Annotated in this window: 13 protein-coding genes; 5 read left to right on the top strand and 8 right to left on the bottom strand. The window is 54.5% G+C overall.

What is annotated here, in order from left to right:
* Positions 1-144: 144 nt before the first annotated feature.
* The 3 genes from HNQ59_RS03645 to HNQ59_RS03635 all read left to right on the top strand — a co-directional run bounded on the left by HNQ59_RS03645 (position 145) and on the right by HNQ59_RS03635 (position 4,193).
* Positions 145-2,445 carry a penicillin-binding protein 1A gene (locus tag HNQ59_RS03645; protein ID WP_184035311.1) on the top strand — a complete coding sequence of 767 codons (2,301 nt, stop codon included), beginning with the start codon at positions 145-147 and terminating at the stop codon, positions 2,443-2,445.
* A 71-nt stretch (positions 2,446-2,516) separates the two neighbouring features.
* A complete protein-coding gene (locus HNQ59_RS03640) occupies positions 2,517-3,131 on the top strand; it encodes a hypothetical protein (protein ID WP_184035309.1) in 615 nt (204 codons plus the stop codon).
* A gap of 288 nt (positions 3,132-3,419) precedes the next feature.
* Positions 3,420-4,193, top strand: coding sequence for a flagellar brake protein (locus HNQ59_RS03635; protein ID WP_184035306.1), 774 nt, complete (start codon positions 3,420-3,422; stop codon positions 4,191-4,193).
* Between the two features lie 175 nt (positions 4,194-4,368).
* Here HNQ59_RS03635 and HNQ59_RS03630 read toward each other — a convergent pair whose 3' ends face one another.
* Positions 4,369-4,707: a GNAT family N-acetyltransferase gene (locus HNQ59_RS03630; protein WP_343074197.1), complete on the bottom strand. Its 339-nt coding sequence runs from the start codon at positions 4,705-4,707 to the stop codon at positions 4,369-4,371.
* 832 nt (positions 4,708-5,539) lie between these two features.
* Between HNQ59_RS03630 and HNQ59_RS03625 the strand changes: the two genes are divergently transcribed.
* Positions 5,540-6,700 carry a trypsin-like serine protease gene (locus tag HNQ59_RS03625; protein ID WP_184035300.1) on the top strand — a complete coding sequence of 387 codons (1,161 nt, stop codon included), beginning with the start codon at positions 5,540-5,542 and terminating at the stop codon, positions 6,698-6,700.
* A 103-nt stretch (positions 6,701-6,803) separates the two neighbouring features.
* On the opposite strand, the gene HNQ59_RS03620 is transcribed toward HNQ59_RS03625, so the two are convergent.
* Positions 6,804-8,159: an NAD-dependent succinate-semialdehyde dehydrogenase gene (locus HNQ59_RS03620; protein WP_184035297.1), complete on the bottom strand. Its 1,356-nt coding sequence runs from the start codon at positions 8,157-8,159 to the stop codon at positions 6,804-6,806.
* A gap of 100 nt (positions 8,160-8,259) precedes the next feature.
* Between HNQ59_RS03620 and HNQ59_RS03615 the strand changes: the two genes are divergently transcribed.
* Positions 8,260-10,155, top strand: a complete 1,896-nt coding sequence (locus HNQ59_RS03615; RefSeq protein WP_184035295.1) for a lytic transglycosylase domain-containing protein — start codon at positions 8,260-8,262, stop codon at positions 10,153-10,155.
* 53 nt (positions 10,156-10,208) lie between these two features.
* Here HNQ59_RS03615 and HNQ59_RS03610 read toward each other — a convergent pair whose 3' ends face one another.
* The 6 genes from HNQ59_RS03610 to HNQ59_RS03585 form a co-directional block, all read right to left on the bottom strand.
* Entirely contained in the window at positions 10,209-11,105 is an 897-nt protein-coding gene (locus tag HNQ59_RS03610; protein WP_184035292.1) for a VIT1/CCC1 transporter family protein, read from the bottom strand.
* A gap of 149 nt (positions 11,106-11,254) precedes the next feature.
* Positions 11,255-11,944, bottom strand: coding sequence for a helix-turn-helix transcriptional regulator (locus tag HNQ59_RS03605; protein ID WP_184035289.1), 690 nt, complete (start codon positions 11,942-11,944; stop codon positions 11,255-11,257).
* 18 nt (positions 11,945-11,962) lie between these two features.
* Positions 11,963-12,352 carry a VOC family protein gene (locus HNQ59_RS03600; protein WP_184035286.1) on the bottom strand — a complete coding sequence of 130 codons (390 nt, stop codon included), beginning with the start codon at positions 12,350-12,352 and terminating at the stop codon, positions 11,963-11,965.
* 132 nt (positions 12,353-12,484) lie between these two features.
* Complete coding sequence (locus HNQ59_RS03595; RefSeq protein WP_184035284.1) at positions 12,485-12,856, bottom strand: VOC family protein; 372 nt, start codon at positions 12,854-12,856, stop codon at positions 12,485-12,487.
* 78 nt (positions 12,857-12,934) lie between these two features.
* On the bottom strand, positions 12,935-13,141 hold the full coding sequence (locus HNQ59_RS03590) for a DUF1289 domain-containing protein (protein WP_184035281.1): 207 nt from the start codon (positions 13,139-13,141) through the stop codon (positions 12,935-12,937).
* A gap of 76 nt (positions 13,142-13,217) precedes the next feature.
* A complete protein-coding gene (locus HNQ59_RS03585; RefSeq protein ID WP_184035278.1) occupies positions 13,218-14,354 on the bottom strand; it encodes a PilT/PilU family type 4a pilus ATPase in 1,137 nt (378 codons plus the stop codon).
* Positions 14,355-14,736 lie beyond the last annotated feature (382 nt).

The raw sequence follows: 14,736 nt of genomic DNA, 5'->3' as shown, positions 1-14,736 counted from the left end.
TTAGATTATGCTAATCTGATTCCACTGTAGCAGTAAGAAAATGTCATGTAAAGTATCAACTGGCTTCTTTTAAACCCTGTTCCTGCCTATAATTTCGCGCAACATCTGTCTAAACAACTACATCTAGTAGAATTCTTTTCGCTCATGTCAAAACGTTGGATCACATATCCTCTTGCAGTCCTAGTTGGTCTGCTCGTGCTCGCAGCTGGTGCGGCAGGTGTATTGATAGCCATCACCTACCCCCGGCTTCCATCACTTGAAGCGATCACTGACTATCGCCCAAAGATTCCATTACGCATATATACACGCGATGGAGTACAGATTGGCGAATTCGGTGAGGAAAGGCGCGCATTCGCCAAAATCGAGAATGTTCCATTGCTCATGAAACAAGCAATCCTGGCTGCGGAGGATGTACGTTTCTATGAACATAGTGGTGTCGATTACATAGGCGTGGCGCGCGCCGCCATCTCAAACGTGCTGTCCAGCCAGGTCAAGCAGGGTGCCAGCACCATTACCCAGCAGGTGGCCAAGAACTTCTTTCTCTCCAGCGAACGGTCATTCAGCCGCAAGTTCAATGAGATCTTGTTAGCTTTCAAGATTGAACATAATTTAAGCAAAGACAAGATTCTTGAGCTTTACTTCAATCAAATTTATCTGGGGCAACGTGCATATGGCTTTGCAGCTGCCGCCCAGACTTATTTCGGCAAAAACCTGGAGCAATTGAGTGTTGCAGAAATGGCAATGCTCGCAGGGCTACCCAAGGCACCGTCTGCTTACAACCCAGTGGCCAACCCCAATCGCGCCAAACAACGGCAGGAGTATGTGATCAGGCGTATGCGGGAGTTCAAGTTCATCAGCGATGAGCAGATGCAGCTGGCCAAAGCCGAAAAACTGCATGTACTACGTAGTCCGGTCACCTTCAGCTCAGATGCTCTATACGTTGCCGAAATGGTCCGCCAAGTCATGTACGATCGGTATAAGGAGGCGGCCTACACACAGGGGTTCAAGGTCTATACGACAGTCGACAAGACCCATCAAGATGCCGCATATGCTGCTGTACGAAAAGGTATTCAGGAATATGATCGGCGGCATGGTTATCGTGGCCCAGAAGCAACCGTCGAAATCGCTGCAGACGTCACGGATGATCAGCTGGATGATGAATTGCAGAAAGTGAACGATGCTGGTGACCTGGTACCTGCTATCGTATTGTCTGTAAACACAAAATCTGTCTCAGCTCACCTAAAAGACGGCGAAACGATTTCTATTAATGGAAATGGCCTAAAATTTGCACAACGCAATCTGACGGACAAGGTCAACCCTGCCAACAAAATCACCCGAGGCTCTATCATCCGTGTCCAACGAGATGACAAGGGCAACTGGGCCATTACTCAGCTTCCACAGGTGGAGACCGCCTTTGTTGCAGTGGACCCCAACAATGGGGCGATCCGGGCGCTGATCGGTGGTTTCGACTTCAGCCGGAACAACTTCAACCATGTTACCCAGGCATGGCGGCAACCAGGCTCCAGCTTCAAGCCGTTCATCTACTCAGCGGCAATCGACAAAGGCTTCACGCCCCAGTCCGTCATCAACGATGCACCATTGGCGATTGATCCCGCGACCATCGGCGGGCAACACTGGGAGCCCAAAAACTACGATGGCACATTCAGCGGCCCCATCACGCTGCGCAATGCACTGACCAAGTCAAAAAATCTGGTATCCATCAGGATTCTGATGGCCATCACGCCACAGTATGCTCAGGAATACATTACCCGCTTTGGTTTCGATCCCAAAAACCATCCACCCTATCTGACCATGGCTTTGGGTGCTGGATCAGTCACCCCTCTGCAGATGGCTGGTGGCTATGCGGTATTCGCCAATGGCGGCTATCGTGTCACGCCCTATTTCATTGATCGGATCGAAGACGGAAAGGGAAATGTGCTGGCCAAGACCCAGCCCGAAGAAGCAGGCAAGAACGCCAAGCAGGTGATCGACCCGAGAAACGCATTCATCATGACTTCCATCATGTCTGACGTGGTGCGTCGTGGCACAGCGGCCAAGGCCATGACGCTGGGCAGGGGCGATCTGGCAGGGAAGACGGGTACCACCAATGACCAATACGATGCCTGGTTTGCGGGCTTTCAACGTAATCTGGTCGCGGTATCCTGGATGGGCTATGATCAACCTAGATCCCTAGGCAACGCAGAAACCGGCGGCCAGGCGGCTCTGCCCATCTGGATAGGCTACATGGGCAAAGCCTTGAAGGGCGAACCTGAGTTCAAGCCTGTCATCCCAGAAGGTGTGGTTGCCAAACCGTTGGAGACAGAAAACGGCACCATCGTTGATTACTTCTATGAGGAGTTCCAGCAAACCAACCCTGAACTTGGTGTTGATAGTGGCACCTCACCTGCGCAAGTGCAGGAAGAGGTCAAAGACATGCTGTTCTGACATCTGATCGACCAGACAGCGCTCTCGATGGGCTGCTACCCCTGGTGGTAGCCCAGGAAAGTGAAACGACCATGCCCAAACCCCGCGAACGAGCAGGCCGCAATCAATCGATTCGAGAACAAATTGCCCATGTCGCCGCACGACTGATCGCGGTCGATGGCCTTGATGATTTTGGCTTGGCCAAGAAAAAGGCAGCCCGACAGGTGGGTACTGACGACCCTCAGAATCTCCCAACCAATATGGAGATCGAGACGGCGCTCAAAGCCTACCGTGATATCTATTTCAAAGACGATCATTCCAAACTACTGACGACCCTGCGGGAGGAGGCAGTTCGGGTCATGCGGCAACTGGCGCAGTTCAACCCGTATCTGGTGGGCTCGGTACTCAGTGGAACAGCGGGGCGATACTCGGATATCAACATCCAGCTGTTTGTTGACTCAAGCAAAGATGTCGAAATCTTCCTGTTGAATCAAGCCATCCAGTTCCGTCATCTGGCACTTCCCAATGAGCGTGCGGAAATGAATGTCAGTTTCTATTCGAATGACATTCCAATCAGCTTGGCGGTGTATCCTCGCGACGAGCTGCGCAGAAACAGCGCCAGCCGAGCGGACGGTGGGGGGCTTGAACGGGCAAGGATTGATCAAGTAGAGAAAATGCTGGAAGAGCATGCCATGCAAAGTGCATGAACCTATACCAAACGGAGATCACTTGGGCATTCCAGATTCTTCATCTGGAAAATGAACTTATTGTTTTTCAATGAGTCTTTAGAGCCAAGAGCGCACAATACCAGTACATAAGACAACCCCATGGCACGGGGCTACCATGCCATTGGTTCACTTTATGTCGGATTGGATTGTGCGATATGGCACTTGGCGTCACAGATGCCCTAGGTTCTGCTGACATCACGGCCCAGCATCTGTCTGGGCCGAATGTATTTTTGGTACACCGAAGTTGTAACAGGAGTTTGAATTTCCATGACGGACAAAGCATCACATCATTTTATGGCAGAAGAGATCCACCCACTCGGAGAGGACAATCCCTTCCTGCTGAAGTCGCCGGTGGAAATTCTTTATATCCTGAATGCAATGGCGAAAAAACACACCGCCATCAGCGCCTATTTCAATGATCAGCAAGCATTTGCCACCACGTCCATTCTGACAACGCTGCCAGCGGAAGGGTTACTGGTTCTGGATCTGGCCCCCAGCCAGCCAGACAACCAACACCTACAGCAGGCACAGCGGATCATGTGTGTGTCCACCCACGACCGGGTCAGGGTGCAATTTGATACAAGCGCATTCAGCCTGCGCAACCTGGATGGACGAGACGCCTTTGTCGTGCCCATTCCTGACAAACTGCTGAAATTGCAACGCCGTAACTATTACCGGCTATCTATTCCCTACAGCCAGACGCTGAAATGCCAGATTCCCCAATTAGGGCAGATGCCGGTTGAGGTGGAAGTCATGGACATCAGCATCGGCGGGGTGGGTGTCATTGGCTATCCCATCGAGATCGACTTAGAGCCAGGCGCGATATTTGAGAACTGTAGCATTACGTTGCCTGGATTTGGCCAGATCGTCACCGCGTTACAGATCCGATCCAGCTTCGATTTCATCCTGCGCAACGGCACGCGCACCCACCGATCGGGCTGCCGATTCCTGAATCTGACACCGCAGACGGAACAGATGATTCAACGATACATTCTTGATCAGGAAAGAAAACGCCGTTTCCGCCTTGGCAGTGACGGCTGAATCCAGAAAAATCCCCACTATCAATCTGCCACCTGTGGATTTTTCATGATCTGATTCCAGCAATGCTTTACATGCCGAATGTGCCGCTCATGATCGAGGTAGCTGAGCCTTACACGATCAAGTGGCCGCGGCCAGGGGGACACAATGAGAGCACGACACCCCTGGCTGCTTTCCGCTATTTGACGACATGATTGAGGCTCACCCAGGCCTCCCGAGTCAACTCAAAACGCACCTCGCCAGTGCGTGTCAATCCTGCAGCCGTCCACCCAGCCTGTCTATAGAATTGCTCGGCCCGTGTCTGCGGTGTCGTACTTAGCCAGATGGCCACCGCTGTTTGTTCGAAATACCAGTTCAACATTGCATCATGCAATGTTTTCCCAATACCTCTTTTCTCAAAATCAGGGTGAACGAAGAGCGCCCAGATATTGTTGCCTAGTAAATCAATAATGGCAAAACCCACGACGGTTTTATCCACCTCAGCCAACCAACCCTTGCCATATTGCGTGAGAAACATCCGGTAATCATCGTGTGTGATCAAGTCCGGGCTGGATAACCTGTTTTCGACAACGGATGTTCGAACAACGTGTAGTTGGGCAATGTCTCCGACCGTCGCCTCGCGAATGACCATGTTTTTTTGTTCAAAAAATAATTGATTAGAATATGGAAAATCAAAAAGTACTGGCTTGTCGCCATGCCCTCACGCCATCGGCAGGCTGTTTTTCCTCTGGTATATCATGACAGCATGATTCACATTAGGCTGTTCTACAGCACTTTTACGCAATCAACCAGCCCTGTTCTGCATCATTCAACTTGATGATTGCCACTCACATACATGCAATTTCAATAATTTTCGAATACGAATAATAGTATATATCACATCACCCAACATCTCTGGTAGTAGAGGGGAGTCTCAGTCAACATTATATCTGGTCAACCAGTTTTACCGTTTTGCTCACCCCAATGATGCTGGTGCCGCTTCTCCGCTGGTCGTCGGCTTTTTTTACACATTATGACAATTTCTATTTTCAAATGAAATCAATTAATTAATGAATCAAGTTCCGGCTATCAAACCAAAGCATGTGCCTCTTGGTAGAATTTTCACATGTTCACTGTCGAATAATTTTACATTCGTTCTAATGTTCACTTTTTTAGATATATAGAGTTCTTTTTTATCAAGCTTGTACAATATGGAATAAATATTGCTAGTTCGATCTGGTTGTTCGCTTGTTTGAGCTCATTATTGCTCATCAACGAAAAGCGACACACAGGCGGTAGCCCATACCCCATTACAGAACTCAAACCACTTGGGCTGCCGGAAGTACGGCTATCAATAACTGGGAATAAAAATGAATACCAAAATCAGGAGAGAGTTTCGCACTGCCCTAAAAGCCGTCTCATTTGCAGTCATGGCGAGCTTGGGCGCATCAGCCTTCGCGGTGCCGGTTGGTGTCTATACAGGCATTGCATCCGCCCCGACACCTCTCATCACCTCTGGACACGCGCCAGACACGCCAGACACCCGCGTTGACCCCAACCTGCCCACATCTCGATTCAGAGGTGTCGTGAGCCTGAATATCCGCTATGGCGGTGAAAGCTTCATCTGCTCCGGCGCGGCCATCAGCCCATGGCATGTCTTGACCGCCAGCCACTGTGTGGACACCAATGGCCAAGGCAGCGTGATTGACATCAGTCGCCCAGGGAATGATGTCCGGGTGATTTTCAATTCAGAATCCACACCAAATAGCCCAGGTCGTTCGATCATCACCGCCAGCAAAGTCGATATGCACCCTGATTACCAGGGTTTTGGACGATGCCCGATCGGCACGCCTGGTGAATGTGTCAATGACGACGTCGCCATTGTGCGCCTGCCACGCGCCATCCCTACTTCGTCCACTTGGTACAAATTGCACAATGGCAGGATCAACGAAGGCACGGTCTTCACCATGGCGGGTTACGGCACCAGCGGGGATGGTTGGGATGGCTATAACGTTGAACCTGCATTCCGCACCAAGCGGTCTGGCAGGAACGTGTATGACTTTACCGAGACCGATGATGAGCACGGCTTCGATCCCAACAGCACCGGTGAAATCTGGTATGCCGACTTTGACGGCACGAATCGCGACGGAGAAAACCGTGACGCGTTCTGCGACGCAGCTGTGCTAGGTCGGGCGGTGTGTGGCAACTCACTGGGTAACGATGTTGAAACCAATATCGGTGGCGGTGATTCCGGGGGTCCGTCGTTCATTGAAGTCGATGGTGAGCTGCAGCTGGTTGGGAACAATACCTTTGGCTTCCGCATCGGCTGCCTGGAAAGAGACCCTGCTTCAAATGAATGCACCAGATGGGATCACCCCAAGGGCGCATTTGGTGATGGCATGGGCGGCATGCTGATCAGCGCATACAGCAATTGGATCAGCAGGACAGCCGTACCAGAGCCCACCGCGCTGGCACTGTTTGGTCTGGGCTTGCTGGGCGCTGCAGCGGCACTGAATCGCCGTCGTCGCTGAAACAACCCTGCTGCACAAAAAACCACGCCGATGTCTGGCGTGGTTTTTTTCATGGGCTGGTGGCAAGAGAACGTATTGCTTCAATCCGTTCTGCTGCTAGCGCTCAGCTCCGCAGCACCTGAATCGTCACGAATTCTTTCAACCCAGCCTCGCCCATCTCCCGCCCGTAACCCGATGCCTTGACCCCGCCCAGCGGCAGCTGCGGGTCTGATCTACAAGGTCGATTCACACTCACATAGCCAGCGTGGATACGTCGCGCCAGCTGCTTGCCGCGACCGATATCCGATGTCCAGATACTGCCGCCTAGGCCGAATCGATTGTCATTGGCAATTCGCATGGCATCGTTTTCATCTGCCGCACGAATCACTGCCGCCACCGGCCCGAATAACTCATCAGCATAGGCAGGCGAGCCAGCGGGTACTGCATCGATCAGGCTGGCCTGATAGTACAACCCCTCCCCCGGCTCGATGTGGCATCCAACCCTGCTCCGCCCCCCCTGGGCCAGAGTGGTCATCACTTGCTCGTGCAGCTTATCCCGCAACACGGCACGCGCCATGGGCGCCAATGTCGTCTGCTGCTGCAGCGGATCTCCCATCTTCAATTGTTTGATTCGGTCTGCCAGCCCATCCACAAACTGATCGGCAATGCTGGGCACCACGATGAACCGCTTGGCAGAAAGACAGGACTGCCCACAATTGGTGAATCGGGCCGTGACCGCCTGCGCCAGCACATCGTCCAGATTGGCATCGGCCAACACGATAAAAGGATCAGAGCCGCCAAGCTCCAGCACGGTCTTTTTGAGATAGGCCCCGGCCACAGCGGCGACAGATCGTCCTGCGGCCTCAGAGCCCGTCAGGGCAATGGCATGGATATGGGGCGATGCGATCACCTGAGGCACCTCCTCCGGCTCGATCAAAAGCACCCGGAACAGATGCTCGGGCAGCCCCGCGTCCCGCCACAATGCTTCGATTGCAAATGCGCATTGCGGCACATTGGCTGCATGCTTCAACACGCAACCATTCCCTGCCACCAATGCGGCCCCGGCGTAGCGGAAAACCTGAGAAAATGGGTAGTTCCAGGGCATGATGCCCAATACCACACCAACTGGCATATATGCGATGACATTGCCATCGCCACCTACCGATTCCTCGGTTAATATAGAAGGAGCCCTATCAGCAAACCAGCGCAGCAAGGCAGCACATTTATCGACTTCATCCAGCGCCTCGCGCAAGAGCTTGCCCATTTCCAGCGTGATCAGCCCGGCATATCGCTCGCGGTGTGTGCTGAGTTGGTCAGCGGCCCGGCGGATGATGGCTGCCCGCTCTTCAATCGAACACCGGGACCAGCTCGCTTGAGCATGGGCAACTTTCTCTAGGATATATGGAACATCAGATGCAATGTGATTGTCGAATGCCTGCAAGCACTCGCCAGTTGTGGGGTTCAGGCTGAGGTACGGCATGAGTATGGTATCGTTATGGACTCGCCCCACGTGACGATGACATCTCTCAACATCAGATGACCATTTGGACGCCGGGGCAAAGTCCACCACTATAGCGCTCATGAAACGATTTGTCTTTCCCCTGTTGTCAGTACTGATCCCGGCATTGGCCAATGCTGCCGTCTCTACCAATGAATTCAACGCTGCACGTGATGCATATCGCGCCAAGGATATTCCGCGCCTCGAACGTCTGGTTGAAAAAATGCAGGGAGATGAGCTGGAAATCTACTCTCGTTATTGGTTGATCAATGTCCAGATCGACACCATCCCTGAGACGCAGGTCAAGCAATTCCTGCAAATGTATTCCGGCAGCCTGCTTGCTGATCGGCTTCGTGCCGACTGGCTGAAGCAGCTGGGAAAAGTCGAGCGCTGGGACACCTTCAGCGCCGAATGGCCAGCCTTGATCAACAGCGACACAGAGCTCAATTGCTATCAATATCGTGCACGCCATGTGCTGAAGGACATGACCGCCCTGCAGGCGGCACGGCCACTTTGGTTTACGGGCAAAGACCAGCCCGATGCATGCGGCCCGCTCTTTGACCTGTTACGCAGCAATGGGCTGGTGACACAAGACAATATCTGGGATCGACTGCGTCTGGCACAGGAGGAGAACAACCTAGGCCTGATGAAGCATCTGGCTGCTCTGCTACCCGATGAACAAAGCTTCACCGCGCGGCAACTGGATCTAGTGGCCGCCAACCCGCAAGCCGCATTGCGCAAGGATCAAATCACGTATCGAACCCGTGGCGGGCGCGAATTGGCGCTGTATGCCTTGATGCGGGTTGGGCGAACCGATCTGGATCAAGGCGCCGCACTGCTGCAGGATTTGAAGGATCGCTTCAATGTGGCCGACACCACCTATGCCTGGGGCCAGCTTGCCTTGAGTGCTGCACGCCGTCATCGCCCCGAAGCACTGGAATGGTTCCGGCTGGCAGGCAATACGCCGCTATCGCCCATCCAGCTGGAGTGGAAGGCCCGCGCCGCACTACGCGCCGGCGATTGGCAAACTGCGCTGGCATCGATCGATGGCATGGGAAACAACCAGCAGGCGGATGCAACCTGGCGTTACTGGCGCGCACGAAGTCTGAAAGCGTTGGGCCGCACGATCGAGGCCAATGAGCTGTTCGCCCCGCTATCGCGTGAGCACCATTTCTACGGGCTCCTGGCCAAAGAGGAAATCGGCAATGTCATGGATGTCGCCGCAGGGCGTTATCGACCCAGCGACAACGAAGTGAATGGCATGCGCCGTCTGGCCAGCTTGTCTCGGGCATTGACTCTGTACCGCCTGGATCAACGTGGCGATGCAGTCAAGGAGTGGAACTGGGGGGTGCGCGGCATGGAAGACACCCAGCTGATCGCCGCTGCCGAGCTGGCGGCACGCAACCAATGGTACGACCGGGCCATCTACACCTCAGATCGCACCAAAGATGTGCACGACTTCTCGCTTCGCTATATCGCTCCCTACCGTGAAGTCGTGCAGGATGCTGCCAAGCAGATCGAGCTGGATGAGGCTTGGGTATTTGGCTTGATGCGGCAGGAAAGCCGGTTTGTGACTGTTGCCCGATCCAATGTCGGGGCATCAGGCTTGATGCAGTTGATGCCCTCAACCGCCCAATGGGTAGCCAAGCGGCTGGGTTACAAGAAATTCCGTGCGGAAATGGTCAACGAAATTGGCACCAACGTCCAGCTAGGCACCTATTACCTGAAACATGTGCTGGATACCTTGGGGGGGCAGCCCGTGCTGGCCACTGCTGCCTACAATGCAGGCCCTGGGCGAGCCAAGACTTGGCAGGCATCTCGCCCACTGGAGGCGGCTGTCTACATCGAGAACATTCCGTTTTCGGAGACACGGGATTACGTCAAAAAAGTGATGGCCAATGCCTACTGGTACAGTAAGAGCTTCAACCAGCCAGCGATGTCCTTGTATCAACGCATCGGCACCGTACCTGGGAACTGAACGCGGCAGTCAGCGGGCTGAGCTACGATGCCCAGCCAGTGGCGGGATGCCCTTTACCAGACATGCCGCAAGGTCCACGCCAAAAGAAACACCAACCCAGACAGTAACACGGCACCGCCCACCAGCCGGCTGATACCCATCAGCCGGTGCCCTCCATGTCTGATTGCCAGCCCGACCAGGCCCACGCCAGACAACAGATATGCCAGTAGAGCCCAGCCCAATGAAGGGCCAGCACCCAGACAAAGCATGCCAGGCAGGAACCCCGCTACCGTACCCAACATCGCCCCGCCAGCTTGTGACAAAGGCGTGGGCAGGCTTGGCTCGACCAAGCACAGTACTCGGCACAAATCCGGCGTCAAGATGGCATCAGGTGCATGTCGTATTGCCTGAGCCAGTCTGTGCGCCTTGTCCGGGGCCAGCCCACGGGCGATGGCAATCAACTCCAGTGTGGTGGCGCCCTCAGGCGGGTACTGGGCAGGGTCGGCATGCTGCAAGGCCAGCTCAGCCTGCTGCCCCGCCCAACGAGCATGGGCCGTCATATAACGCGACACCCCTTGCCACACACAGCCGAGCATCAGCCCGATCAAACCCAACAGAAACAGTGCTGCTATCGCAAACCCTGCCCCCACTCCACCTGCCAATACACACATGAACACCAGTACACCGCTTTGTATACCAGCCCACACCGCAGCTAGCCAAGGGCGGACATCCGGACGAAACACCTCCAACCCACGCACCCCATGCCGGGCATACCAATGCCGCAGCCACCAGGGATTGATCCACCGACTCAGTCCAGCCAACCAGCGTGCCGAAACAGTGGGTGCACAAGCCTGGTCGCTGGCATGTCTGGCCAGATCCAGCAGCAACACCTGGGTTGGCGTGCCTGACACCGCATCAGAAAGGCGGCGGTACAGCCAGGTTGCATCAGAGAAATTGGTCTGCATCGTCATGCAATAACAGCTTACGCCGCTTCAATCAAGTCATCCGGATGGTGTTGTAATTTAGTGCCCCATTGCAACAACTGCCGTTCAGCCTGAAAAAAACAGCAGAGCGTTTGTCACCATCTGCCTCATTCCTGCCGGAGCATTGCCGCCATCGCTCACCCAGGCATCTCGCCCTCACACATCCGTTGTAGGCAATCATCCAATGTGCGGCCTGCTTGGTGTGGATAGCGTTCAGGCTCCACCTGGATGGTTACCATGCGATCAACCCGGAAATTCCGGAAATCATCGCGCAGCTCGCACCAGGCGGAAAGTGTCCAGACGGTTCCCCAGAAAAACACACCGAGTGGCCAGACACAGCGGCTGGAGCCAACGCCATCAGCCCGGATGTAATCGAACCGAATTTTATACTGCCCGAGAATGGCTTCTCGTAAGGGTGTCAGCTGGGCCACTGGGTAATGGCGCATCTCGACTGCGTAAAAGCCGGATTGGCCCAACGAAGGCCGCAGGTCTTTTGGCAGAACAGCCTCGATTTTGGACAAGGCGGACTGCGCCGATCTGGCAAGCTGCGGCTCACCCCAGGCTTTGAGCAGCCGGGCCGCCACCAGCAACGACTCCAGCTCGGATCGGTCAAACATCAAGGGTGGCAGATCGAACCCGTGAGCCAACCGATAGCCAACACCCGCCTCACCGTCGATCGGCACGCCGCTGGCCATCAGATCAGCGATATCACGGTAGACGGTGCGCACGGAAATATTCAGCGCCTCAGCCAAGGCCTGGGCGGTGAGGACGGTACGACGCCCGCGCAGCAGTTGCACGATCTGGAACAGGCGGTCAGCGCGGCGCATGGAGCAGACTCATTTCTTTCAATGCATGGGGGTGCATAGTTCAATCAAGGTACCATCCGGTGCACGCACATAAGCGACAGTCTGCCCCCAGGGCTTGATTGCCGGCGGTTGGATTGGCGCAGCACCCGCCGCTACCGCACGATGGTAGGCTTGTGGCACATCTGGCGTAGCAAAGGCCAGCTCGATACCCGGCGGTGGCCCATCTGGTCTGACGGCTTGATAGGGTACCCCAAGGTTTTCCCTGGCGACTTCGTGGGCAGCAAAGGCCAGTGTCGTCGCGCCCGTCTCCAGCTCGCCATACAAGCCGGATTCGTGCAGGAAACGACGCTGACAGCCCAGCGCGGCTTCGTAAAAGGCCAGCGTCGTTTCGACTGATTCAACATACACAATCGTATATGCAAACTGCATGGTGGATCTCCTATTCCACAGATAGGCCGCTACACTGTACACCGCAGTGCCCCTGTTTGGGTTGGGCCAGCCTGACGGCCAGCCCGATGGCTCAACGGTTGTCGATCAAGGCCCCGTGACATCCCGACCACATCATGCCATTGAATGCAGGCCGATGACGTTGCCTTCGCTATCGCGGAATTGCGCAATGTAGCCAATGTCGTCCGGCAGCTTGGTCTTGGGTATCAGCACCTCCCCACCTGCCTCTTGAGCGCGGCGCAGCATGACAGACAAGTCATCACCGCCATTCAAATAAACACGCACGCCGTCTGCATGTGGCACCAGGCCAAGGCCTTTGACAATGGCCCCGCCGACCCCTTTTCCTTGCTCATAGGGCAGGATGGCCATTGATGCATCATCAATACATGATTCCAGCCGCAGGTCGGCATGGTAGACAGTGTTGTAAAACTTCAGAGCACGTTCGAAATCGGTGGCGGGAATTTCAAACCAGTTGATGGCATTCATGTCAGCTCTCCTTTTTCAATGAATGAGCCCAGCGGCTCGATGGAGAGACTGTAACCACCTGCTACTGACAACGTAGTGTCAGCAGTGTTTGTCGCTGGGCAATCGGCGTCCCCAGGCTTGGCGTCTATCGTCCAGCTGCTGCCATACGACTTCGCGTTGCGAGTCATCGAGATCGCGCCACTGTACGATTTCGGACAAGGTACGGAAACAGCCCGTGCACAAGACACCCGTCGTATCCAACCGACAGATCTGGATGCAAGGAGAAACAGGTCGAGTGATGATCATGGCGCACCAGTAAAAAGCGGGCACCGAAATGCCCGCTCGTTGTATTGCAGCCTGCCGACTGATTACATCAGCAAGCTCAAAGGATGTCGAGATGGTCGATACCTTCCATGACATCGCGGTTTTTGGATTCGCGGGACTCCAGCTTGATTTTGAGCCGCAGATCATTGACTGAGTCTGCATTACGCAGGGCGTCTTCATAGGTGATGCGGCCTTGTTCATAGATATCGAACAAAGCTTGATCGAAGGTCTGCATGCCCAGCTCGCGGCTCTTGGCCATGATTTCCTTGATGCCATGCACCTCGCCTTTGAAGATCAGGTCCGAGATCAGTGGCGAATTCAACATCACCTCGACTGCCGCCACCCGGCCCTTGCCAGAGCGATGGGGGATCAGCCGTTGCGAGACGAAGGCTTTCAAGTTCAACGACAAGTCCATCAGCAATTGCTGACGACGCTCTTCCGGGAAGAAGTTGATGATCCGATCCAGCGCCTGGTTGGCACTGTTGGCGTGCAGCGTAGCCATACACAAGTGACCGGTTTCCGCAAAGGCGATGGCGTAATCCATGGTCTCTCGGTCACGAATCTCACCGATCAGGATGACATCCGGCGCCTGGCGCAGAGTGTTACGCAATGCCGCGTGCCAGGATTCGGTATCCACACCCACCTCGCGCTGGGTGACAATACAGTTGATATGATCGTGAACATACTCGACCGGGTCTTCAATGGTGATGATATGACCATAGGTTTTTTCGTTGCGGAACCCGATCATCGAGGCCAGTGAAGTCGATTTACCAGAGCCCGTCCCACCCACGAAGATCACCAGACCACGCTTGGTCAACGCAACGTCTTTCAAGACCTGCGGCAAACCCAGGTCATCGAACTTGGGGATTTCCGTGGTGATCGTCCGCAATACCATGCCGATTCGACCTTGCTGCACAAATGCATTGACCCGGAAACGGCCAATGCCCGGTGGGCTGATCGCAAAATTACACTCACGGGTGGCTTCAAATTCTTCCGTCTGGCGGTCATTCATGATCGCCCGCGCCAGCTCGCGCGTATGCTGTGGTGACAATGCCTGGCTTGAGACAGGCGTCAGCTTGCCATCGATTTTGATGGCAGGCGGGAAGTCTGCTGTGATGAACAGGTCAGATGCATTTTTACTGCGCATGAGCTTGAGCAGGTCATGCATGAATTTGGATGCTTGATCTCTTTCCATGGTGTCTCCTAACCGCAATATCAATGCGGCAAATACTGCGGTAGCCGCCTGAAGTGGCCTTGCCCCACCTCAGAACACTCCACCTACTTGATTCAGCAAACCGTCTGGCTCAGGTTCTTTTCACCCAATCATGCCCAGCAGGAGGCGCAGCGGGCTGTAAAGGCAGTCCCGACGGCCAAACCCACCCGCAGAACCAACCTCTGCCACGGTGAAACCTGTGCAGCACGCGTGGCATAGCCCTATCCCAGCACCAAACTCAGCCCAGGCAATGAAATCAGTCAACAGAACCCCAGCCAAAAACATCAGGTGCAAGCTTCTCCGACGTCGCTTGCACCTGCGCGATAGTACATCATGTCTTGATTTAAGACATCAGCATCAACAA

Origin of the sequence: Chitinivorax tropicus, assembly GCF_014202905.1 — a bacterium.
GTDB classification, from domain to species: Bacteria; Pseudomonadota; Gammaproteobacteria; order Burkholderiales; family SCOH01; genus Chitinivorax; species Chitinivorax tropicus.
This window is presented reverse-complemented; position numbering and strand designations above follow the sequence as displayed.